Annotated in this window: 20 protein-coding genes; 10 read left to right on the top strand and 10 right to left on the bottom strand. The window is 74.8% G+C overall.

Annotated features, from left to right (window positions below):
* Nucleotides 1-302: 302 nt before the first annotated feature.
* The 9 genes from mbhE to ACIGNX_RS00775 all read left to right on the top strand — a co-directional run bounded on the left by mbhE (nucleotide 303) and on the right by ACIGNX_RS00775 (nucleotide 9,715).
* Nucleotides 303-2,594: a hydrogen gas-evolving membrane-bound hydrogenase subunit E gene (mbhE, locus tag ACIGNX_RS00735; RefSeq protein WP_396534802.1), complete on the top strand. Its 2,292-nt coding sequence runs from the start codon at nucleotides 303-305 to the stop codon at nucleotides 2,592-2,594.
* The gene (locus tag ACIGNX_RS00740) at nucleotides 2,591-3,058 is read left to right on the top strand and encodes an MnhB domain-containing protein (protein ID WP_396534804.1); all 468 of its coding nucleotides are present in this window, start codon (nucleotides 2,591-2,593) and stop codon (nucleotides 3,056-3,058) included. Before mbhE ends, ACIGNX_RS00740 begins: the two co-directional genes overlap by 4 nt.
* The gene (locus tag ACIGNX_RS00745; RefSeq protein ID WP_396534806.1) at nucleotides 3,055-3,486 is read left to right on the top strand and encodes an NADH-quinone oxidoreductase subunit K; all 432 of its coding nucleotides are present in this window, start codon (nucleotides 3,055-3,057) and stop codon (nucleotides 3,484-3,486) included. The genes ACIGNX_RS00740 and ACIGNX_RS00745 overlap by 4 nt, the downstream gene beginning before the upstream one ends.
* Nucleotides 3,486-4,868 carry a complex I subunit 5 family protein gene (locus ACIGNX_RS00750; RefSeq protein WP_396534808.1) on the top strand — a complete coding sequence of 461 codons (1,383 nt, stop codon included), beginning with the start codon at nucleotides 3,486-3,488 and terminating at the stop codon, nucleotides 4,866-4,868. Before ACIGNX_RS00745 ends, ACIGNX_RS00750 begins: the two co-directional genes overlap by 1 nt.
* A 14-nt stretch (nucleotides 4,869-4,882) precedes the next feature.
* Nucleotides 4,883-5,365: a Na+/H+ antiporter subunit E gene (locus ACIGNX_RS00755; RefSeq protein WP_396534810.1), complete on the top strand. Its 483-nt coding sequence runs from the start codon at nucleotides 4,883-4,885 to the stop codon at nucleotides 5,363-5,365.
* A gap of 5 nt (nucleotides 5,366-5,370) precedes the next feature.
* A complete protein-coding gene (locus tag ACIGNX_RS00760; RefSeq protein WP_396534812.1) occupies nucleotides 5,371-5,640 on the top strand; it encodes a monovalent cation/H+ antiporter complex subunit F in 270 nt (89 codons plus the stop codon).
* Complete coding sequence (locus ACIGNX_RS00765) at nucleotides 5,637-5,960, top strand: monovalent cation/H(+) antiporter subunit G (protein ID WP_396534814.1); 324 nt, start codon at nucleotides 5,637-5,639, stop codon at nucleotides 5,958-5,960. Before ACIGNX_RS00760 ends, ACIGNX_RS00765 begins: the two co-directional genes overlap by 4 nt.
* Nucleotides 5,957-6,784 carry a universal stress protein gene (locus tag ACIGNX_RS00770; protein WP_396534816.1) on the top strand — a complete coding sequence of 276 codons (828 nt, stop codon included), beginning with the start codon at nucleotides 5,957-5,959 and terminating at the stop codon, nucleotides 6,782-6,784. Before ACIGNX_RS00765 ends, ACIGNX_RS00770 begins: the two co-directional genes overlap by 4 nt.
* A gap of 174 nt (nucleotides 6,785-6,958) precedes the next feature.
* A complete protein-coding gene (locus tag ACIGNX_RS00775) occupies nucleotides 6,959-9,715 on the top strand; it encodes a SpoIIE family protein phosphatase (RefSeq protein WP_396534818.1) in 2,757 nt (918 codons plus the stop codon).
* Nucleotides 9,716-9,797: 82 nt separating this feature from the next.
* Here the strand turns inward: ACIGNX_RS00775 and ACIGNX_RS00780 are convergent, their stop codons facing one another.
* From ACIGNX_RS00780 to ACIGNX_RS00795, 4 genes are all read right to left on the bottom strand, one after another.
* The gene (locus ACIGNX_RS00780) at nucleotides 9,798-10,082 is read right to left on the bottom strand and encodes a DUF3040 domain-containing protein (RefSeq protein ID WP_396534820.1); all 285 of its coding nucleotides are present in this window, start codon (nucleotides 10,080-10,082) and stop codon (nucleotides 9,798-9,800) included.
* Nucleotides 10,083-10,106: 24 nt separating this feature from the next.
* Entirely contained in the window at nucleotides 10,107-10,562 is a 456-nt protein-coding gene (locus tag ACIGNX_RS00785; protein ID WP_396534822.1) for a hypothetical protein, read from the bottom strand.
* Nucleotides 10,563-10,707: 145 nt separating this feature from the next.
* Nucleotides 10,708-10,914, bottom strand: coding sequence for a hypothetical protein (locus tag ACIGNX_RS00790; protein ID WP_396534824.1), 207 nt, complete (start codon nucleotides 10,912-10,914; stop codon nucleotides 10,708-10,710).
* A 127-nt stretch (nucleotides 10,915-11,041) separates the two neighbouring features.
* Nucleotides 11,042-12,700 (bottom strand): hypothetical protein, encoded by a 1,659-nt coding sequence (locus ACIGNX_RS00795; RefSeq protein ID WP_396534826.1) that lies wholly within the window; start codon nucleotides 12,698-12,700, stop codon nucleotides 11,042-11,044.
* A gap of 316 nt (nucleotides 12,701-13,016) precedes the next feature.
* On the opposite strand from ACIGNX_RS00795, the gene ACIGNX_RS00800 reads away from it, so the two are divergent.
* A complete protein-coding gene (locus ACIGNX_RS00800; RefSeq protein WP_396534828.1) occupies nucleotides 13,017-14,264 on the top strand; it encodes a serine hydrolase domain-containing protein in 1,248 nt (415 codons plus the stop codon).
* Here the strand turns inward: ACIGNX_RS00800 and ACIGNX_RS00805 are convergent.
* The 6 genes from ACIGNX_RS00805 to ACIGNX_RS00830 form a co-directional block, all read right to left on the bottom strand.
* Nucleotides 14,244-15,059, bottom strand: a complete 816-nt coding sequence (locus tag ACIGNX_RS00805; protein WP_396534830.1) for a S1 family peptidase — start codon at nucleotides 15,057-15,059, stop codon at nucleotides 14,244-14,246. The two genes, ACIGNX_RS00800 and ACIGNX_RS00805, sit on opposite strands and share 21 nt — an antisense overlap.
* A gap of 134 nt (nucleotides 15,060-15,193) precedes the next feature.
* Nucleotides 15,194-17,956 carry a SpoIIE family protein phosphatase gene (locus tag ACIGNX_RS00810; protein WP_396534832.1) on the bottom strand — a complete coding sequence of 921 codons (2,763 nt, stop codon included), beginning with the start codon at nucleotides 17,954-17,956 and terminating at the stop codon, nucleotides 15,194-15,196.
* Between the two features lie 287 nt (nucleotides 17,957-18,243).
* A complete protein-coding gene (locus tag ACIGNX_RS00815) occupies nucleotides 18,244-19,938 on the bottom strand; it encodes a M14 family zinc carboxypeptidase (protein WP_396534834.1) in 1,695 nt (564 codons plus the stop codon).
* Nucleotides 19,939-20,035: 97 nt separating this feature from the next.
* Nucleotides 20,036-21,016 (bottom strand): serine hydrolase domain-containing protein, encoded by a 981-nt coding sequence (locus ACIGNX_RS00820; protein ID WP_396534836.1) that lies wholly within the window; start codon nucleotides 21,014-21,016, stop codon nucleotides 20,036-20,038.
* A complete protein-coding gene (locus ACIGNX_RS00825) occupies nucleotides 21,013-21,933 on the bottom strand; it encodes a DUF6895 family protein (protein ID WP_396534838.1) in 921 nt (306 codons plus the stop codon). The genes ACIGNX_RS00820 and ACIGNX_RS00825 overlap by 4 nt, the downstream gene beginning before the upstream one ends.
* On the bottom strand, nucleotides 21,930-22,658 hold the full coding sequence (locus ACIGNX_RS00830; RefSeq protein ID WP_396534840.1) for a hypothetical protein: 729 nt from the start codon (nucleotides 22,656-22,658) through the stop codon (nucleotides 21,930-21,932). The genes ACIGNX_RS00825 and ACIGNX_RS00830 overlap by 4 nt, the downstream gene beginning before the upstream one ends.
* Nucleotides 22,659-22,684 lie beyond the last annotated feature (26 nt).

Below are 22,684 nucleotides of genomic sequence, written 5' to 3' on the forward strand. Positions count from 1 at the left end.
ATCCGCCCGCCCGAACCGACCGGTCGGCCCGCGTGGGCGAATCCCGGGGATCGCCGACCGCCGGGAGCGCTCCGGCTCCGATGCTCCGCGGACCCGGTCCGCCGGCCCGGGTGGGGCGTGCGGATCACCCACCTGATCGAGCGAATTGGACAGTCTGAAGTGGACGAAAAAGCTCTGGGCTGGTAGAGCCGGAGACCGTCCTCTTGCGACAGGAGATCACCACCCGAGCGGGTCCACGACGCCTGCGGACCCGCTCGGGATCACGTAGGTTGCGGGCTATCCGACAGCCGGAGGAGTTGCCCGTGGTCGTCGCTCGCGGTGGTGCGGAAGCCCGCGGTGAGGGTGAGCAGCGCCCCCGACCGGGCGTGGACCGGCAGGGCTGGACGGCGTGCGCGGCGGCGGTCGCGGGGTTCGCGCTGTGCCTGATCGGCTGGCTCGCGGGTGGCGGCACGGTCTCGTTCCCGTGGGCCCCGACCCTGGACCTGCGGCTGAGCTTCGCGCTGGACGGCCTGGCCGTGGTCTACGGGCTGCTGGCCACCGGCGTCGGCGCGCTGGTCTTCGCCTACGGCACCCGCTACCTCGCCCTGCACCTGGAGCACGAGCGCCGCCCGGCGGCGGAGCGGTGGCGGTTCTGGCCGTGGATGGCGCTGTTCGCCGCGTCGATGGTCGGGCTGGCCACCGCGCAGGACCTCGTGCTGGTGTTCGTCTTCTTCGACCTGACCGCGGTGTGCTCGTACTTCCTCATCGGCTTCGACCGGTCCGAACGGGCCGCGCGGACCGCCGCGCTGATGGCCCTGCTGGTCACGGTGGTCGCCGCCGTGGCGATGCTGATCGGCGCGGTGCTGCTCTACGCCACCTACGGCACGTTCTCCATCCCCGACCTCGTGTCCCTGGTCGAGCCCTCGCCGACGACCACGCTCGCGGCCGCGCTGCTGGCCGTCGCCGCGCTGGCCAAGAGCGCGCAGGTCCCGCTGCACTTCTGGCTGCCGCGCGCGATGGCAGCGCCGACGCCCGTGTCGGCCTACCTGCACTCGGCGGCGATGGTCGCGGCCGGGGTGCTGGTGATCGGGCGCGTGCACCGGCTGCTGGCCCGCAGCGACGTGGTGCTGACCGGGCTGCTGGTGGTCGGGGCGGCGTCGGTGGTGGTGGGCGGGGTGCTGGCGCTGCGGCAGGACGTGCTCAAGCAGGTCCTCGCCTACTCCACGATCTCGCAGTACGGCTACCTGGTCATGATGTACGGGATGGGCGCGGCGGAGGGCAACGGCGGCGCCGCGTTCTACGTGATGGCGCACGCGGTCGCCAAGAGCGCCCTGTTCCTGACCGCCGGCACGGTGACGATGAGCACCGGCGAGGACCGGCTGTCCCGGCTGGGCGGGCTCGGCAGGCGCGCGCCGGTCCTCGCGGTGGCGTCGGGGGTGGCGGCGGCGACGCTGGCCGCGCTGCCGCTGACGATCGGGTTCTTCAAGGACGAGCTGTTCTACGCGGCGGCGCTGCGCCACGGCCCGCTGACCGCGGCGCTGGCCGTCGTGGCGGCGACGCTGACGGTCGCCTACATCGGGCGCTTCTGGCTGGCGCTGTTCCTCGGCCCGCCGCGCGGCGAGGTCGGCGGGACGTCGGGCCTGCTGGTCGCCCCGGTCGTGGTCCTGGCGGCCGTGGCGGTGTTCGGCGGCCTGGTCGTGACGCCGTTCGCGCGGCTGGCCGGCGCCGCGGCGAGTGTCTCCTCCGGCCGGGAGGTCGTGCTCGCACCCGGCTACCACCTCGACGCCCGCCCGGAGAACCTCATGGCCGTGGCCGCCTGGGTGCTGGGCGGGCTGCTGCTGGCGCTGCCGCGGCTGGTGGACCCGGTGGCACGCGCCGCGGCCGCGGCGGGGGAGCGGTGGGGGCCGCGCCGGGCCTACGAGGCGGCGCTGCACGGGTTGGGGCTGCTGTCGGCCGCGCTGCACGACCGGGAGGTGCGGGACCTGCGGTCGAGCATCGCCGCGGTGCTGGTGCCGGCCGGGCTGGTGATCGGCCTGGCCTTCGTCGCCACGCCGACGGCCGGCGCGTACGCCGTCGGCGCGGTGGCGGGCGCGGACTGGCTGGTCCTGCCGCTGCTGGCGCTGGTCGTCATCGCCACCGTGGCGATCGCCGGTTCGCGGTCCCGGGTGGCCGTCGCCCTGGCCCTGGCGGTGGTGGGCTTCGCGCTGGCCGCGGTGTACGCGCTGGTCGGCGCACCGGACGTGGCGCTGGTCGCCGTGGTGGTCGAGACCATGCTGACCCTGGTCTTCGTCGCGGCGCTGGCCCGGATGCCCCGGCCGGACCCGAAGCGCGACCCGATCCCGCCGGCCCGGCCCCGGCAGCGGTGGCGCGACCCGCTGGCCGGCGGGGTGGCCGGGCTCGCCGTCTTCGCCTCGGTGTGGGGGTTCCTGTCGCAGCCGGCCGCGGACAGCGTGTCCGCCGAGCACGTCCGGCTCACCCCGGCCGCGCACGGCGGTGACGTGGTCACCGTGATCGTCGCCGACTTCCGCGGCCTGGACACGCTGGTCGAGATCACGGTGCTGCTGGTCGCGGTGGTCGGCGTGGCCACCCTCATGCGGCGCGGGAGGCTGTGGTGAGCGCGGAGGAGGAGGGCAGTGGCCGCCCGGACGCGGTGGTCCGGGTCGTCGCCCGGCTGCTGCCCGGCCCGAGCCTGGTGTTCGCCGCCGCCCTGATCGCCAAGGGCTACGCCGAGGTGGGCGACGGGTTCGCCGCCGGGGTGATCGTCGCGCTGGCGGTCGCGCTGATCTACGTGGCGCTGGGCGCGGAGGGCGCGGAGGCGGCGCTGCCGGTGCTGCGCCACGCACCCCGGCTGGCCGTCGGCGGCCTGCTCCTGGCGCTCGCGAGCGGGTTCTTCGGCCTCGCGCTGGGCGACCCGCCGGTGACCCACCGCCCCGGTCCCGGCGCGCACGTCGTCAAGGTCGGCACGCTGGAGCTGTTCACCCCGCTGCTGCTCGACATCGGGGTTTTCCTGCTGGTCGTGGGCGTGCTCACGACGTTGCTGCACCAGCTCGGACGGCCGCTGGGGGTGGGCGGGCGGTGATCCTCGCCTTCGCCCTCGCCGCGGCCGTGCTGTTCGGCTCCGGCGCCTACCTGCTGCTCAAGCGCGACCTGATCCGCATGGTCGCGGGCATCATGCTGATCTCGCAGAGCGCCGTCGTCACGATCATCGCCGCCGGGCTGGCCCGTGGCCGGGCGGCGATCGCGGTGGCGCCCGGCGACGCGGTGAGCGACCCGCTGCCCCAAGCGCTCGCGCTGACCGCGCTGGTCATCGGGCTGGCCACGGTGGCGCTGCTGCTCGCCCTGGTGCACCGCGCCATCGTGGTCTTCCGCACCGCCGAGCAGGACGAGCTGGCCGCGACCGAGGCGGAGCACGAGGCCGGGTTGGAGCGGCAGCGGCAGGCCGACCGCGAGGAGGCCGAGGCCCGCGAGGAGAGCGAGCGGCAGGCCGAACGGGGGCGTGCCCGCTGATGCTGCTGTCGATCGCCCTCCTCGTGCCCTGGGTGTCGGGCGCGGTGCTCGTGGCGCTGGACGGGCGGCTGCGGGTGGTCGCCTGGCTCGCCGCCGCCTCGCTCGCGGCGACCCTGGCGGTGCTGGGCCTGCTGGCCGCCGAGGTGTTCGCCGAGGGCAGCCGGGAGGTCGTCACCGGCGGCTGGCCCGCCGGCGTGGGCATCGTGCTGCGCGCGGACGCCCTGGGCGTGGCGTTCGCGCTGCTGTCGGTGCTGGTGCTGCTCGCCTCGGCGGCGCATGAGGCGGTGGGCGGGGTGCGGTCGCGGACCTTCCCGGGCCTGGTGGTGCTGCTCGGCGCCGGGTTGACCGGCCTGTTCGTCACCGCCGACGTGTTCTCCTTCTACGTCTTCTTCGAACTGGCGATGACGGCGTCCTACGCGCTCAGCGCCTACGGCGGGAAGCGGCGGCAGCTGCGGGCCGCGCTGGTGTTCACCGCGGTCAACCTGCTGGGGTCGTTCGTCTTCCTGCTGTCGGTGGCCGGCGCCTACCGGGTCACCGGCGCGCTGGCGATGGACCAGGTGGCCGCGCGGGTGCTCGCGGTGAACCCCAACGCGGCGACGTTGATCGCGGCCGGGTTCTTCATCGCGTTCAGCGTCAAGCTCGGCCTGTTCCCCTTCCACTTCTGGCTGCCCACGGTCTACGCCGGCGCGCGGCCCGCGGTCGCCGCGGTCCTCAGCGGAGCGGTGGCCAACATCGGCGCGTACGGCTTGCTGCGCTTCGGCGTCGACCTGTTCCCCGAGCAGTTGCGGCACGCCGGCGTCGCGCTGGTGGTGCTGGGCGCGGCGTCGATCGTCTACGGCGGCGTGCTGGCGGTCGCCCGCGGCGACGCGGCCGAGATGCTCGCCTACTCCGCCATCGGGCAGGTCGGCTACGTGCTGGTGGCGCTGGGCGTGGGCGGTCCGGTCGGGCTGGTGGCCGCCGTGCTCTACAGCGTGGTCAACTCGCTGAACAAGGCGTTGCTGTTCCTGGCCTCCGGGGTGCGGGGCGCGCTGGTGGCGGGCGCGTTCGCGGTCGGCGCGCTGAGCGTGGCGGGCGTGCCGCCGGCGGCGGGGTTCGTCGGGAAGCTGGAGCTGTTCCGCACCGCGATCGCGGCCGGCAGCGCCGCCCTGGTGGTGCTGCTGCTGGCCGGCAGCGCCCTCTCGCTGGTCTACCTGTTCCAGGTCTACCAGCGCCGCTTCTGGCGGCCGGACACCGCGGTGACCGGCGCGCCGAACCCGTTGCCGCAGCGGTTGTCCACAGCGGTCCTGGCCCTGCTGGTGCTCGCCGGCGGGCTGTGGCCCGAGCCGCTGCTCCTGCTCAGCAGCCACGCGGTCGACGTCCTGCTGGCCGCACACCACCCCTGACCACGGAGGTCGCAATGAGCGCAGTGGTGCTCCGCGTCGTCATGCTCACCACCGTCTACCTGCTGGCGTTGACGAGCCTGCGCCCGGGGGACGTGGTCGTCGGCCTGGTGCTGGCGACGCTGCTCGTGCTGGTGGCCCGGCGCATCCGCCCACCGGGCCCGGCGTCGCCGCTGGGGCGCAGGCTCGCCGGCGTGCCGGCGCTGGTCGGCGGGACGCTGGTCGACCTGGTGGTCGGCACGTGGCAGACCGCCGCCTGCCTGGTCGGCCGGGGCCCGACCGCGGCCGGGCTGGTGGAGGTGCCGATACCGCGCAGCGGCCCGGCGTCGGCCGCGGCCTGGGGCGTCCGGGTCGGCTTCGTGCCCGACACCGTGGTGGTCGAGATCGACGAGGAGCGGGGCCGGATGCTGCTGCACGTCCTGGACGCGCACGACCCCGCGGCCGTGGTCGCCGCCCAGCACGACTCCTACCGGCGGCGGCAGCGCCGCGTCTTCCCCTGACCGCCGTGCCCGCCGTCGTCGTGGTCCTCGCCCTGTTCTGGGTCACGCTGCTGCTGGTCGCCGGTGGCGTGGCGCTCGTCCGCGCCCGTGACGTGCTCCAGCGGGTCGTCGCGCTCGACCTCCTCGCGGTGATCGTCATCTCCCTGCTGGCCCTGCTGTGCTACCTGCGGGGCCAGGCGTACTACTTCGACGCCGCCGTCGCGCTCGCCCTGCTGTCGTTCGTGGCGACCGTGGCGACGGCCCGCTACCTCGGTTCCGGGGGTCCGTTCGGATGATCTCCCTCGTGCTCGACGTACTCGGCGGCGCGCTGCTGCTGATCGGCCTGGTGCTGCTCACGATCAGCCTCGTGGGCGTGCTCCGGCTGTCGGACACCTACGCGCAGCTGCACGCCCAGGGCCTGGCCACCGGGCCCGGGGTGGTCGCGGTCCTGGCGTCCTCGATCGCGACCGAGGACCCGACGATCATCACGTTCGCGGTGCTCGCCATCGCGTTCGTCGTGCTCACCTCGCCGGTCGCCGGGCACGCGATCGCCCGTGCCGCCCACCGCAGGCGTGCGCGGGAGTCGCGGGAGGCGGACGGCGGGGGCGGCGCGTGACCACGGGGACGCGCGTGCTGGTGGCGACCGATTTCTCGGCGGGCGCCGGTGAGGCGCTGCGGCGGGCGTTCGCGATCGCCGGCCGCCGCGGCGCGGGCGTGACCGTCGTGCACGTCGTGCCGCGAGGGCTGGACGCCCGGTTGACCGCCACCGCCGAGGAGGCGCTGGGTCGACTGGCGCGGGACGCGCCCGTGCCGACGGACGCGGCCCTGGTCACCGGGCCGGTCGGGCCGGGGGTCGCGGCGGAGGCCGAGCGCCGGCGGGCGGACCTCGTCGTGGTCGGCGCGCACGGCGCGCACTGGTTGCGGGACGTCTTCCTCGGCTCCACCGCCGAGCTGGTGGCGGAGGTGAGCCCCGTCCCGGTGCTGCTGGTGAAGGGCTTCACCGGCGCGGACTACGCGGCGGTGCTGGTCGCGGTCGACGCGTCGGTCCGGTCGTTCCGGGCCGCGCGGCTGGGGGTGGCGTTGACCCGGGCGCCGCGCTACGCGCTGCTGCACGCCGTCACCGTGCTGGGGGAGAACCTGCTGCGGCTCAACGGCGCGGACGACCACGCCGTCGACCGGCTGCGCCGCGGTCAACTGGCGGTCGCGCGTTCCGAGGTCGAGCGGTTCGCCGGGGAGCTGGCGCCGGCCCCGGCGGAGGTGCTGGTCGAGCCGGGGCGCCCCGAGGAGGTCGTGTCGGCGCTGGCCGCCCGCCGCGGTGCCGACCTGGTCGTGGTCGGGGTCGAGCGGGGCGCCGGGCTGCGGCACGCGCTCATCGGCAGCGTGAGCCGGCACGCGATGCGCGGCGCTCCGTGCGACGTGCTGGTCGTCCCGGTCGACTGAGGCCGGCCGGGACGACCCGCGACCGCAGCCCCGCAGCGCGGTTCTCCCGAGGCGCCCACGACGTCCGACCCGAGTAGTGTTACGCGGTGTGAGAAGGCCCCGTCCCCGCCTGGACCACTCCGCCACCGGGTCGCAGCGCACCGCGGTTCGTCCGGATCACAATGGTGACGTTCAGTGACCGCGGACAGCGTGTCGGGCGCGCGCGCGGTGCCGGCCGGAGCCGCCGGGTCGGGGAGTGCGGACCTGCCCGGTCTGGTCGACGACCTGGGCGTGGTCGTGTGGGAAGCGGACGTGGCGGCGCGGCGCTTCACCTTCGTCTCCCGCTACGCCGAGGTGCTGCTCGGTTACCCCCTCGAACGCTGGTTCGACGGGGTGGACGGCCTGGTGGAGCTGCTCGACCCGGCCGACCTCGGGGAGGTCCGGCGCGCCTGGCGCACCGGCGCCGCCCAGGACTACTTCGAGGTGGAGTTCCGCGTCACCGCCGCGGACGGGCGGACGGTGTGGTTGCGCTGCCGGGGGAAGGTCGTGCGCGACGACCGCGGCCTGCCCGTGCGGGCGCGCGGCATGCTGGCCGACGTCTCCCGGCGGCGGGACGAGGAGCGGCACGACCGCTTCCTCGCCGACCTGGAGGGGCGGTTGCAGCGGCTGGGTGACGCGGAGGAGGTCATGGCGACGGTCACCCGGCTGCTGGGGGAGCACCTGGCCGCGGACCGGTGCGCCTACGCCCGCGTGGAGGCCGACGAGGACCACTTCGTGATGAGCGGCGACCACGCCACCGGCCTGCCGTCGTTGCGGGGCAGGTTCGCGTTGTCGGCGTTCGGCGAGGACGCGGTGCGGACGATGCGGGCGGGGCGGCCGTGGATCGTGGCGGACGCCGCGCGCGACCCGAGGCTGACCGACGGTGACCGCGAGACCTACCGCCTGACGGGCATCCGCGCCGTGGTGACGGTGCCCCTGCTGCGCGACGGGCGGTTCGTCGCCGGTCTGGCGGTGCACCAGGCGTCGGTGCGCCAGTGGGCGCCCGCCGAGGTCGAGTTGGTCTCCGTGGTCGTGGGGCGGTGCTGGGAGTCGCTGCAGCGGGTGCACGCCGACCGGGCGCTGCGCGAGAGCGAGCAGCGCCACCGGCTGCTGGTCGAGCAGGCCACCGACGCCATCTGGATCCTCGACCGCGATTCGAAGTTCCTCGAGGTCAACCCCGCCGCGTGCGCGTTGCTCGGCCGCACCCGCGAGGAGTTGATCGGCACGAGCCTGGCGGACGTCGTGGTGTCCGGCAGGGACGCCGACGGGCCGGGGCAGGACGGCGATCCGGCGGCCGGGCGCGTGGTCACCGAGGTGTGGCAGGTGCGGCGCGGCGACGGGACCGTGATCGCCCTGGAGCTGAGCATCCAGATCACGCCGACCGGGTTGCAGGCGATCGGTCGTGACGTGACCGAGCGGCAGCGCGCCGAGGCCGAGCGGGAACTGCTGCTGCGCCGCGAGCACGAGATCGCCGAGGCGCTGCAGCGCAGCCTGCTGCCCGGCGAGCTGCCCGCGCTGGACCGGCTGGCGATCGCGGCCCGCTACCTGCCGGCGTCGACGCACGCCCAGATCGGCGGCGACTGGTACGACGTGCTGGAGCTCGACGCGACCACGGTGGCGCTGTGCGTAGGTGACGTGGTGGGCAAGGGCCCGGCCGCGGCCGCGGTGATGGGGCAGCTGCGCACCGCCCTGGCCGGCTACCTGCTCGACGGGCACCCCCCGGTCGCGGCGCTGGAACGCCTGGACCTGTTCTCCAAGCGGGTCAACGGCGCCACCGGCAGCACCTGCGCCTGCCTGACCTTCGACCACGCCACCGGAGCGGTCCGCTGGGCGGCGGCCGGGCACCCACCTCCCCTGATCACCGACGCCGGGTCCGCGAGGCTGCTCGCCGGTGGCGGGGGAGCGGTGCTCGGCACGCCCGGACGCGCCCGCTACGTCGAGCACACCGCCGACCTCCCCGTGGGCGCGTCGGTCGTGCTCTACACCGATGGGCTGGTGGAACGCCACGACACGCCCGTGGACGAGGGCCTGACGCGCTTGCTCGCGGTCGTCCGCGACGCGGGGGACGCGCCGCCGAACGCCCTGGCCGACGCCGTCACCGACGCCCTGCTCGCCGACGGCCAGAGCGACGACGTGGCGCTCGTCGTCGCCCGCCACCTGCCCCCGCCGCTGCGCACCACCCTGCCCGCGCGACCGGACTCGCTGGCGCTCATGCGCCGCGAGGTCGCCGCGTGGGCGGGTGCCGCCGGGTTGTCGGCGGACCTGCTCGACGACCTGCAGCTCACCCTGGGTGAAGCGGCGGCCAACGTGGTGGACCACGCCTACGGCGACGGGACCGGCGACCTGGAGTACGCGCTGACCACCACCGCCACCGGCGTGAACGTCGTCGTGCGCGACCGCGGTCGGTGGCGGCCCGTGCCGGCCGACCCCGGTCACCGCGGGCGCGGCATGCAGATCATCCGGGCCCTGGCCGAACGCGTCGTCCTCGACCACCGCGACGACGGCACCACCGTCGACTTCCACCTCGTCCCGGAAGCGGCGACCCCGCCCCGGCCCGCGCCCGCCGCGCCGACCGGTGCCGAGGTCGCGGGCCCGCCCGCGGAACCCGGTGGGGGAACCGTCCGCGTGCGGCTGACCGGTGAGCTGGACACCGCCGCCGTGGAGCGGTTGCGCGCGTCCGTGCTCTCCCGCGTCGGCGGAGCCGGTGACCGCCCCGTCGAGGTCGACCTCACCGACGTGCGCTACCTCAGCAGCTCGGGCATCGCGCTGCTCCTGGACGCCGCGGCGGCCACCCGAGCCGATCGGGCGCTGACCGTCCTGGTGACCGGGGGCTCGGCACCCGACCGGGTCCTGTCCCTGTCCGGGCTGCACGGGCTGGACCCGGCCGGCTCGCTCGTGGTCCGGCGCGACTGACGACCGCCGGTGGCGGCGGTCCGCGGTGGCAAGGGATCGCGGTGGCGGGGGATCGGGCACGGTCGCGCGGGGTTCGCCCGGATCACCTGCCCCGCTCGTCGCGGGTCGGGTGGTCCGGCAGGTCGCGGACCACCCACACCAGCGCGCCGAAGACCGCGTAGGCCACCGCGCCGACCGGTGACCCGGCCGGCAGCATCACCAGGGCGAGCCCGGCCGCGACCGCGATCACGACCGAGCTGACGCGGGGTCGGCCTGAAGGTCGGGGCACGTCGTCGAGGGCCGCGAAGGAACGCTCCAGGTCCGGGTCGTCGGCGGCCAGCCTCCGCTCGATCTCGCGCAGGGCGTCCTGCTCGCGCTCGTTGAGCACAACCCACCTCCCGGGTACGGCGGTTCAGCGCGCGGCGGTGCGCCGGGTGCCGTGGTGCCGACGTCCGGTCGAGGTGCCACGGGTCGCGCGTCGGCCGCGGGGGACCACGTGCGGCTCCGGGCCGGGTGCGCCGTGCCGCCGGCAGTCCAGGCACCACCGGGACGCGGGAATGGTCAGCAGGAGGCGCAACGGGATGTCGTCCCGGCAACCGACGCAGCGCCCGTAGCCGCCGAGTTCGACGAGCGCGAGCGCGGCCTCCACGTCGGCGAGCGCCTGCCGTGCCGCCTCCGCCACCGCGGCCGCGACCTCACGACGCGCCTGGTCCGCCTCACGGCCCGCCCGGTCCAACCCGGCCAACTGCTCCACCCGGAACCGCCGCTGCTCCTCCAGCTCGGCCCGCAGGCGGGGCAGGTGCTCGGCGAGACGACCCGCACCGGAACCGGCGAACCGCCGGGCTGCAACGCCCTGGACCCCGACCACGACCACCTCCGCTGTGCTCCGGCCTTCGAGCTCCAGGATGGCGGGGTCGTTCGGTCGGGGCTTGTCGCGGCCCGACAAAACGGGGATCGCGTTCTATGGCTTCCCGACAAGCCGCAGAGGGCCTGCCGTCGTGCCGCCGGGGACGCTAGGGGTGCGACATCCCGTCGAGGGCGGACTGCTCGGGCTTGAGGGAGAACACGTCGTCCAGGGTGTCCAGGGCGGCGAACAGGTCGTCCACGGACACCTGCTGCGCACCGGGCGTCGTGGTCCAGGTGTGCACCGGGACGTAGTACCCGGAGTAACCGCCGGCGGCGGCGCCGCCCTCCGTGCTCCCACCGAACAACTCGGGCATCTTCACGCCGGCCGCCCCCCAGGTTGACGAGCATTCCTCATAATGGCTCTCCGGTGCCTGATCGGGATCACCCCGGTCGCCCGGCCCGACCCCCTCAACGTAGCAGCCGAAACGGTGATCGTGTCGGTCATTCGACCTCCTTCGCCAGAAGGTGTGAGTACTCCCAGGTGCGCACCAAACACTGGTAACCGATGCGCAACGCGTTCACGAAGGCGATACCCACGACCACGGCCCACCACACGTCGGTCACGCCGAGGAACGACCGCCCGTCCGGGAGCTTCGGCCAGGCGAAGTCGTCCGGAAAGCTCTCGTGCAACAGGAACAAAGCGCTGCCCGCCAACGACAGCACGGCCGTGAAGATCAGGCACACGCGGGCGGACATGGTCCCCTCCAGCAGTTTGCGCGACGGCGCGTCGAATCCCAACCAGGTCGCGGCCAGGGCCGGGAAAGCCAGGAGGAAAGCGGGGGCGTCGGTGTCGGACTCCACGTAGCGGGAACTGATGAAACCGATCAGCCAGAGAATCGCGAAAGTCGCGGTCGCGGTGATGGTCGCCCGCAGGACGGACCCCGGCGGCACTTCGAAGAACTTGAAGACGAGCGTCGGCCGTTCGCCGTCCTGGAATACGGGCATGTACCGGCAGTAGAAGTGCGCGTGCGGTTGTCCGAGCCGGCGGCGGAAGCGGCAGTGCGGCGGTGTCGGCGCGCCGTCGGCGGTCCGCGCGAGCGCCGCGGACAGGCCGACGGCCTCCTGCCCGGCCAGGTACAGGTCGTTCGGCGCGTGGACGTGCAGGTGGTAGCTCTCGGCCGTGGCCGCCTGGGCGATGTCCACGGTGAGCGTCACCGGTCGGGCGCCGAAGATCAGCCGCACGTAGCCGGGCAACGACCAGCGGCGTCGGGACCGGGCCGGGGTGAACTTGATGTCCGGTGTCTGGGTCAGCTGGTACTTGAACCGGTGGCGCGGCTCGTGGTCGACGTTCGCGATGGACGCGACGATCGGGTAGTTGCTGGTGAGCTGCTGCACGAAGACCGCCGCCATCTTCAACGCGACGGGGTGGGCGACCCGCAGGCCGCCGATGGCCTCGACCCCGCTGGAGTCCACCGGCGCGGGCGCGCGGCGGTCGATCCGCTTGACGATGCCCTGCAGCGCGAGCAGCTCGGCCCGGTCGGCCGCCGCCGACAGGGGCTCGGTGATCTTGCGGTTCTCCGCGGCCAGCAGCAGGACGTGCAGGACCTTCGCGGCCAGGCTGAGGTACTGGCGGTAGGACAACCACTGGGTCTCGTCGTTGTTCGCGTGGAAGATGTGGAAATCGTCGAGCAGTTCGCCCTTCCGGTTGATGAGGACCGGCACGTGCACGGCTTTCGAGCCGTTGCCCTTCATCAGCTTTCCTGGGATCTGCAAGTCGACCGTGCAGACCTTCGTCAGGGTGCGCCGGTCGGGTGTGTACTCCTCGACGACCCGGCGGCGGAATTGCTGCGGCATCGTGATCGCCGCGGCGAAGATCTTCGCTTCGGCGAGGGACACGTCGCGCGCCATGCGCGCTTCTTCCTGGAGGGTGACCGCGCGGCCTTCCGGGACCTGGTGGAACGGGAAGCGCTCGACCGGTTTCCGCAGGAATGGAGCCGTGTGGAACACCCACGTGTGCGCGGCCAACAGGAAGAGCGTGAGCAACACGAGCAGGAGGAGTGATTGCCAACCGCGCCCGGCGTCGCGGTACACCGTGGTGGCCGAGGTGATGTCGGCGACCGCGACGGCCACCAGCGCCGTCGTCAGCGCAACCCTGAGCAATCCTCGCAGCATTCGTCGCCCTGTGGCCGGAAATCAATGGTCGCCAGGCTATCGAGGTCATCCGATCACCCGTTACGGGGACGGGATTGGCCCACTCGATCGGAGTAGCAAATCCCGAACAGTGCGGTCCGGTCGGTCACCGGCGCGATTCTTGCCGGACCGGGTGGAATATCGGACGGTCGGGTTGGGTGTATCGCGGGCGTATCGGGAACCGCATACGTCGTCGCAACGGTCGGGTCGCTTCAGTGGTGCCCGAAGCCACGGCGCCCCGCGGCGCGGGTGGCGGCCACCGACGATGGGGGAAGGCGACGTGACCATGGACGCAGGGTTTACCGGTGGGATCGGCCGGCGGCGGTTGCTCGGGTGGGGCGGGTTGGCCGCGGCCGGTCTGGGGGTGGTGGCCGGCGCGGGCCGGGGCAACGCCGAACCGGCGCCGGCCGACCGCGACCGCGTCCCGCCCGACGCCCGACCGGGCGGGTCCTTCGACCGGTACGTGGCGGGGTTGGCCGCGCAGGACCGGTTCTCCGGCGTGGTGCTGATCGCGCACCACGGCCGGATCGTGCTGTCGCGCGCGCACGGCCTGGCCGACAGGGAAAGGGGCATCCGCAACCACGAGGGGACGGCGGTCAACCTCAGCTCGGCGATCCAGCCGTTCCTCCCGGTGGCCGTGCTGCAACTCGTGCAGCAGGGCAGGCTCGCGCTGTCGGACCGGGTCGGCGCGCACCTGACGGGCTTCCCCGCGGACGTGGCCGAGCAGGTCACGCTGCACCACCTGCTCACCAACAGCGCCGGGCTGGACGCGCCGATGCCCGACTGGCAGCGCGTCTTCCACAGCCGCGAGGAGGTGCACGAGCACTACGAGCGGTGGACGCGGCAGGCGCGGCTCGTGGTGCCGCCGGGGTCCGGGGACCAGGGCCACACCGCAGGCGCCGGCGCGGGCATGGCCATCGCCGCCCAGGTCGTGGAGGCCGTGACGGGCCTGACGTACTGGGACTACGTGCACGAGCACGTCTTCAAGCGGGCCGGGATGACCGGCTCGGGGTTCTTCACCAGGCAGCAGTGGCTCACCGACGAGCACATCGCGCACTCGTACATGCGGCAGGCCGACGGCAGCCGACTGGACGCCGTGCGCAACCTCGACCAGGGCAGCCCGGGCCCGGAGATCGCGGGTCGGAACCCGGCCCGGGCCTTCATCGGCCACGCCGCCGGCGACGGCTTCGCCACCGCGCCGGACCTGGTCCGGTTCGCCCGCGCCCTGCGCGACGGCACGGTGCTGAGCCGGCCCTACGCGGAACTGCTGACCGGGGCGAAGGGCCCCGGCCCGGCTCCCGGCTCGTTCCGCGGCTACACCGGCCCGCTGCACCTGCTGAACGGCCGCCAGTGGGTCTTCGGCCGCGGCGGCGCGACCGCAGGCAGCGCCGCCAACTGGGACGTCTACCCGGACACGGACTGGGTCGGCGTCGTGCTGAGCAACTACGACGACGTGCCGCTGCTGGACATCCTGCAGCGGCAGATGCAGGCCATCACCGGCGAACCGGTCGACTCACCGGGCGGGGGTGGCTGAGGGCCACCGCACGCCGTCGGGCCACTGCCCGGTCGCGGGGCCCGCGTGGGCGGCGGACGAGAAGATCTGCTTGCGCACCCAGTCGATGACGGAGCCGACCTTCACGTACACGTCGGGTCCCGGTTTGCACGGGTTGGCGCCGCGGCTCAGCACGCCGTCGAGCCGCCAGTACTGCCCGTCGGGGTTCTCGATCGCGGGACCGCCGTTGTCCCGCTCGCACGCCCCGCCGTCCTTCGCCTCGCGCTGGACGCAGAACTCGGAGGAGGTGTCGATGGAGCAGTTCTTGCAGGTGTCGGCCTTCACGACCGTGCTGTCCAGTTGTTGCAGGGTGGCCGGGCAGCGGTCGCCGCAGCCGCCGTCGCACCGGCTGCCCCAGCCCAGCAGCCGCACCGTCGCGCCGGTCGCCGGCACCCGGACCACGTTCAGCTGCCCGGACTTCACCTCGTCCGCCGGCTTCACCATGGCGACGTCCTGGGAGCCGTGGTGGGTGAACCTCTCGACCTTGGTGAGCACACCGCCCTGAGTGCGGTCCTTGCTGCCGACGCGGACCCGCAACCCGTCGGCGGTCATGCGGTCGAGGCAGTGGCTCGCCGTCAGCACCCAACGGCCGCCGACCAGAGTGCCGCCGCAGTGGTGGGTGCCGTCCTCGAACTGGATCGAGGCCATGAAGGTGTACACCCGGGTCGCGTCACCCCCGCCGACGACGCGATCGTCCGCCAGGGCCCGGGGCGCCGTGACGACCGCCGCGGCGAGGGCGACGGCGCCGACGAACGACAGGAAAGCCCGCACGCGCATGGGAAGCCTCCGACCGCGGCCCTGCCGCCGGCGGCAGGGGGTGGACCTCGCGGACCGAGTCTCGGCCGGGTGCCGCCCGGCCGCCACACCGCTCCCCCCGCCGTGTCGCGGACTCGCCCGATGCGGGGACGCGCCTACCCCGCCTCGGTGCGCTGCGCCGCTACCTGCACGGCGAGCGCGTCCGTGGTCAGGCCGTGCAGGCCCGACAGGGACAGCACCCGGGCGGGCGGGGTGCCCTCGACCGCGCGCACGGTCAGGGCGCGGTGGGCGCGGGTGGCGGTGGCGGCGGCTTCCAGCAGCAGGGCGATGCCCGAGCTGCCCAGGTAGCCCACCTGGCTCAGGTCGATCTCCACCGGGCGCGGGTCGGGTGCGGTGATGCGCGCGGTCAGGGTGGCGCGCAGGTCCTCGACCGTGCCGAGGTCCACGTCACCGGTCAGGCGCAGCACCTGCACCCGGGCGTCGTCCGCGGACTTCGCCACCTCCGCCCGATCCCGGGCCGGGTCCGTGACGGCCACGGCGGGCGGCGGGGACGACGGCGCGTCCACGAGGTCGAACTCGACGGTCGTGCCGTCCTCCGTGCGGTGGAACTCCGTCCGCTCGGCGATCGTGCGGATGATCTGCAGGCCGCGCCCGCGGTGGCCCTTGTCCTCGGGCTCGGGTCGCCAGCGGCCCCGGTCGCGGACCACCACGCGGACGCCCCCGGCGGTGGTGGCCACGTCGTAGGTGAAGTCACCGGGCTCGCCCGGCGGGTACGCGTGGTCCACGGCGTTCGCCGCCGCCTCGCCGAGGGCCAGTTGCAGGTCGTCCAGCAGGTCGGCGGACAGGCCGGCGGCGGTGGCCCACGCGGCGACGCGACGCCGCATCACCGACAGCTCGGCGGGCAGCGCCGGCACGGTGTCGCGCAGCGGCGGTGGCAGGTGGCGGGCCACGACCAGCGCCACGTCGTCCTCCTGCCCGTCGGCCAGCAGCGCCGAGGTGATGGCGTCGCTGAGCGCCCGCGGCGACAGGTCGTGGGCGTCGCGGACGGTGTCGAGCAGCCGTTCCAGGCCCTGGTCGACCACCGCTCCGCGCCGTTCGACCAGCCCGTCGGTGTAGAGCACCACGGACGCCCCCGGCTCCAGCTCGGTGGTCAGGTCGACGTACGGCGCCCGGCCCGGCGCGCCCAGCACCGCGCCGACCCCACCGGACAGCAGCCGGGGCTGCCCGGACGCGTCGAGCACCAGCGGCGGCGGGTGCCCGGCCACGGCCCAGCGGAGCCGACCGGTGCTCCAGTCGAACGTCAGGCACGCGCACGTGCTGCCCGCCGCGCCGTTGACCCGGGCGCTGAACGCGTCCAGCCGCTCCAGGGCGGCGGCGGGGGAGTGCCCGTCGAGCAGGTACCCGGCCAGGGCGCTGCGCAGCTGCCCCATCACCGCGGCGGCCTTCGGGCCCATGCCGACGACGTCGCCCACCGACAGCGCGACCGAGGTGCCCTCCAGCGTCAGCACCTCGTACCAGTCGCCGCCTATCTGCGCGTGGGTCGACGCGGGCAGGTAGCGCGCGGAGGTCGCCAGCCGGTCCAGCGCGGGCAGCTCGCGGGGCAGCAGGCTGCGCTGCAACGCCTCCGCGATCTCGTGCTCCCGCTGGAGCAGCCGCTCCCGCTCGGCCTGCGCGCGCTGCCGCTCGGTGACGTCCCGCCCGATCGCCTGCACGCCGGTCGGCGTGGCCTGGATGCTCAGCTCGACCTCCACCACCGTGCCGTCGACCCGGCGCAGGCCCCACACCTCGGTGACCACGCGGGCGGCGGACAGGTCGGTGGTCAGCCGGGCCAACCGGCCCAGCGCGTCCGGCACCACCACGTCGCCCACCGGACGGCCGACCAGGCCGTCCCGGTCGTGCCCCAGCAGTGCGCACGCGGCCTGGTTGACCTCGACGAACCGCAGGTCGTGGTCCAGCACCCAGATCGCCTCGGTGGCCCGTTCCACGAGCAGCCGGTGCCGCTGCTCGCTGTCGCGCAGCGCCCGGTCCGCGTGCACGCGCTGCAACGACTCCCAGCACCGGTTGACCACCACCGCCACCACCTCGACCTCCTCCGGCGTCCAGTGCCGGACGGTCGCCTGGTGCACGGCCATCGCCGCGACGAACCGCCCGCCGCGCAGCAGCGGCAGGCAGATCACCGCCCGGATGCCGGTGAACCGGTAGGCGGCCAGGTCGTCCGGTCCGAGCCGCGGGTCGTCCTCGCTGTCCGCGACCACCCACGGCTCACCCGCGCGCATGGCCCGCAGCGCGCCCTGGCCGAACTCGGCCATGGCGAACCGGCCGGGCAGCGGCGGCAGCCCGGTGGCGTAGTCGCCGCTCATCACGAAGTGGTCCTCGTCGGCCTCGGCCCGCGCGTAGGCGCACCGGTCCACCCGCAGGTACTCGCCGAGCAGGCGGGTCGCCAGCGCCATCAGCTCCTCGGCGTCGTCCAGGCGCTGCGACTCCCGGTCGAACTCGGCGAGGAACCGCTGCCGCTCCGCCTCGGCGTGCCGCGCGGTGACGTCGTTGATCGCGCCGAGCACCGCCCTGGCCGTGCCCCCGGCGTCCCGCTGGACGTGCAGCTTCTCCTTCAACCGGCGCACGTCGCCCGAGGCCGTCACCGCGCGGTACTCGACCTCGAACACGTCCCGCCCGGGCTCGTCGCGCCACCGCTGCCGGGTGGCCTCGGCCCGGTCGTCGGGGTGGATCAGCGAGCCGAGGAAGTCCGGCTCGGCCAGCCAGCGGTCCGCCGGGTGGCCGAGCAGTCGCTCGGCGTGGGCGGACACGAATGTGCAACGACGCGTCCGGACGTCGGCCCGCCAGACCACCACGGCCAGCGCGTCCACCAGTTCCCGCAGGTCAGTGACCTGGGACGGAGTCGCCTCGGGTGCGACACCCACGCGCGTCCACCTCCCCCTCGCTCGGACCGGTCGGAGCGGTCCGGCCTGGAGTTCCGACGGCGGCCAGGCACACAACCGAGCGAAGGGTACCCACGTGCGCCCCGACCACTCCGGGCGCGGCGATAGGTTCGTCACATCGACGCCCCGGGCCGCCGCGCCGGCGGGGGCGTCGATCGCGAGCCGCGACCCCCGCCGGCGTTCCCGGCCGCCCCCGCCCCGTCCCGATCCAGTCCACTGTGGACCATCCGGTGGCGGGGAGCACCACCTCACCGCCCCGGTGAGGCCGCCTACAGCGTCAGCGTCCACCGGTCGAGGTCGCCGGTGCCCACCCAGATGTAGTTGTGCACCCGCAGCTGCCAGGTGCCCTGGCGGGACTCTCGGGACAGGTCGAGGGTGAACGTGCCGCCCGGGTCGGGCGCGGTGCTCACGACCTGGTGCTGGAGCCGGTACGCCGTGCCGTCGGGGGCGACCAGGTCCAGCGTGATGACCGAACCGCTCATGTTCTTGTAGTGCAGCTCGACCCGGGACGCCGACCTGGCGTTGCCCTCGCAGCCGGTGACGGCGAGGCTCACCGTCACCGGCGGGGTGCGGGTGACCACGGGGGTGTCGGTGTCGTTGGTCCGCGCGCACGCGGTGGGCGGTTCGGGCGCCGGGGCGTAGGGGGCGGCGGTGTGGCGGGCCGCGTGCAGCAGCATGGGCAGCACCTTCGGCCAGAAGAAGCCGTCCTGGCAGGAGTGCGCGGGGAAGAAGCCGCCGCACGCCTGCTCCGGCGGCGGGCCCACCTCCCAGACGAAGGAGGCGACGCCGAGGTCGTCGTACGCCCAGTCGTCGGTGGTGCCCGAAGCGGAGTAGAGCACCTGGCCCGACTGCCCGTACTGCCAGCCGGGCCCCGCCAGCTCGGCGAAGTCCTGGGCGAGGTCGCGCAGCGCCGCGTCGTTGCCGGTGCGCCGGTCGACCGCGCCGCCGCTCCACGGGAACAGCGCGTAGTTGCCGTAGGCGTGCAGGGACAGCACCAGGCCGGACGTGTCGGCGGGCGCGGGCTGGGCGGGGTCGACCGCGCGCCGGTCGCGGTACAGGGAGCGCCACAACGCCTGCAACGCCTTCGTCTCCGGCTCCGAGTCGGGCGCGGTGCCCCGGAACGTCTGGTCGCACTGCTGGTCGGACGCGTTCTGCAGGCCCCAGTTCGAGGCGGTGTTGCGGTTGAGGTCGATGCCGGGGTGGCTGGACGACACCGTGCCGCACGTGGTGCCCTGGTAGTCGGTGTCGTTGCCGTTCTTGCGGTGGGAGACCGGGGAGTCGCCGCCGCGCTGCACGTTGTCCACGCCGTCGGGGTTGGCGATGGGTACGACCCAGAACTCGGTGGTGTCCAGCAGGGAGGCGATCGCGGGGTCGGTGCCGCCGACGAGGTGGTCGATCCAGCGCCAGGCGATCTCGCCGGTGGTCAGCTCGCGGGAGTGGAGCTGGCCCATGACGAAGAACCGGGGTTTGGGCGCGTCGGGGGACAGGGCGCAGTCACCGGGCCGCTTGCGCGTGACGCAGAGGGCGCGCAGGTCGTGCCCGCCCCGGTTCCGCGTCTTGAGCCAGGAGTCGCCGTAGTCGACGACGGTGGCGAGGTCGGGGTGGTCGCGGGCCACCTGGTCGAGGTGCTGCTCGTGGGCGGCGACCGTGTGGTACCCGCCGAAGAAGGTGTCGGCGTCGGCCGCCGCCGCGCGCGGCCGGGGCAGCACCCGGTCGACGGCGGCGCTGAACCCGGCCCGTCGCAACGCGGTGCCGGTGGTCGGGTCGCCGAGCACGAACAGGCTGTCGCCGTCCCGGTGCTCCATCACGTCGAAGCCGCCGGCCAGCAGGGCCTGCTCCGCGCCGAGGGGCGCGTGCACCTGGTACAGCACGGCGGACTCACCCTCCGCCGCCACCGCCGGACCGGCCGCCAGGAGCGCCGTGGCGGCGCACACCAGGGCGAGCCGCGATCGGGTTCGCTTCATCGGATCCTTCCCGCGCAGAAGGGGGAGCGGCGGCGGCGACCACTCTCCCAGCCCCACCGGGGACCGCGACAGCCCGCGTCTCAACCGGCAGGGCGGCTCAGTCGACGTGCTCGCGGAGCAGGAGGTACGCGGCCTGGATGAAGCGGCCCGCGGTGGAGGCGCCGGAGTTCGTCAGGGCCGCCACGGCGGTGCGGTTGTGCGGCAGGAAGCCGGTGAACGCGGTGGAGCCGCGGGTCGCGCCGCCGTGGAAGTAGACGTCCCGGCCGCGCACGGTGCGGTGGGCCCAGACCAGCGGGGCTTCGCCCGGACCCGGGTGCAGCACGGTGCGCAGGGCGGTCGCCAGCGGGGGTGGCACGGCGGTCGGGGGGTTGGCCAGGTGGTCCAGGTAGCGCACCAGGTCGTGGGCGCTCGACCGCAGCGCGCCGGCGGCGGGCAGGGCCGGGATCAGCCACGGCGGCCGGGGCAGGCCGTTCCAGTGGCCCGTCGCCTGGCCCTCGGGCGAGTCGCCGGTGTCGGTCAGGCCCAGCGGGTCCAGGACCCGGTCGCGCAGCAGCACCGGGTAGGGCAGCCCCGCGGCGCGGGTCAGGAGGTGGCCGAGCAGGCCGATGCCGAGGTTGGAGTACCGGGTGCGGTGGCCGGGCGGGTGGCGCAGGCGGGTGCGGGGCAGGCGTGCGGCCAGCAGGTCGGCGGTGTAGGTGCGGTAGGGGTTGCTGTACCAGCGCGGCACGGCGTGGCGCAGCAGGCCCGGCGGCAGGCGGGGCAGGCCGGCGGTGTGGGTGGCCAGGTGCCGGGCGGTCACGTCGCGGGCGTGGGGACCGGCGGGCAGCAGGGCCGCCAGGTGGCGCGCGACGGGCGCGTCGAGGTCCACCGCGCCCTCGGCCGCCAGGGTGGCCAGGAGCAGGGCGGTGAACGTCTTGGTGACCGAGCCGATCTCGAACCGGGTGCGCCCGGTGACCCGGGTCCGCCCGCCCCGGTCGGTGTGGCCGCGGCACAGGACGGTCAAGCCGTCCGGCCGCCGCACGGCGACGACCACGCCCGGCCCGCGGGACGCGCCGGCCACCTCCCGCGCGGTGGTCACGGCGTGGGGCCGGCGTCACCGGCCCGGACCAGCGCCAGCGCGCCGGCCATGACGGCCACCGCCGTGGTGTGGTGGTGGTCGGTGAACGCCTCCTGCTCGTCGTCGGTCACCGGCTGCCCGTCGCGCGGCACGAGACCGTCGTCCCGCTGCGCGTCGGCGAGCAGCCGCCACATGTCCGGCGGGCACTGCGGCCGGGGCAGGCAGGCGTCCACGACCAGCAGCTCCGCCAGCAGGTCCCAGTCGCAGATCTCGCCCCACACCCGCATCCACACCGGCATCCAGCGCTCCAGGTACGTGACGACCGGTTCGGGCAGGCACCCCGGTCGCAGGCCCCAGTCGGTGATGTGGAAGACGGTGTGGGTCACCGCGTAGGCCGTCGCCCAGTCGATCAGCCACGGCTCCGGCCGCTGCCCGAGCCAGGTGGCCTCCACGAGGGGCCGCCAGTCCTCCGGCCGCGACAGGCCCGCCAACCGGGCGGCGTTGGCCACGGCCAGGCGGCGGTTGGGCATCACCTCCACCGCCCACCAGGAACGCGAGGCGGTCAGGTGGGCCAGGAGCGCGTCGAGCTGCTCGTGGCGCAGCCCGGCGGCGGCGAACTGCGCGTACACCTCCAGCGGGTCCGTCATCAGCGGGTGGCGCAGTTGCCGCTCGTAGAGCAGGTCGCCGCAGCGGATCTGCCGCCAGCAGAACTCCAGCAGCCGCGCGGCCCGGGCCTGCTGGCCGCGCAATGCCGCCGCCGCGCGCAGCACGACGCCGGCGGCCAGGGCGCTCTCCCCGAGCGGTTTGTGCACCTTGTCGGGCTCCACCGCGGCCGTCGTCGTCTCGGCGGGGAACGCGCCCCGGTGGCGGTTGTCGTGCAGCCAGCCCATCCCGCGCGTCGCCACCCGCTCGGCGAGGTCGTGCCGGTGTGCGCTCACCCGGTCCGCTCCTCCGGGGCGACGAGCCGCCGCGCGATCTCGATGTCCAGCAGCACGCGCGCGCCGCCGCCGGTGAGCTGCGTCAGGTGCCGCAGCACCGGCTCCAGCTCCAGCGCCGTGTCCGCGCCGCGCGCCTGGCCGAACGCGACCCACCGGGCCAGCCTGGCCGCCGTCGGCTGGTCGCGGCGCAGCATCGCGCGGACCAGGCCCCGTTCGAGGTCGCCCACCCGCGCCAGCGCCAGGTCGGTCACCGGGCCGGGCACGGTCGGCCACGCCAGGGGCGACAACCACACCATGCGCCGCGACCACTCGCCCCAGTCGGCGTGGGCCTGTGCCGCGCACACGGCCTGCGCCTCGACGCCCGGCCGCGGTCCGCCGAGCCCGTTGGTGCTCCACCGGGCGACGAGCAGGCCCTGCGCCTGGGCCAGGCAGAGCGCCTCCACCGGGTCCTGGGCCGTCGCGGGGAAGAGCCGCAGCGCCTCCGCGACCACCTGGTGGTCCAGCGGGTGGGGCCGCGTGCCGGCCAGCAGCGCGGGCGCGAACGCGTCGGGGCCCAGCACGCGCACCGCCGCCAACGCCGCCTTGTCGTCCGCGGCCCGGCGGACGTGCTCGGCCAGCAGGGAGTGGTCCGGGCGGCCGGTCGCGTCCAGCCCTCGTCTCAGCGACTGCGCCAGGCGATCCACCTCGGCGGCGTAGGCCGTGCTGGGCGGGCTTGCGAGAACCATCGCCTTCTCCCGTCGCTAAGGGGTCG

Source organism: Actinosynnema sp. NPDC053489 (genome assembly GCF_044544865.1).
GTDB lineage: Bacteria > Actinomycetota > Actinomycetes > Mycobacteriales > Pseudonocardiaceae > Actinosynnema.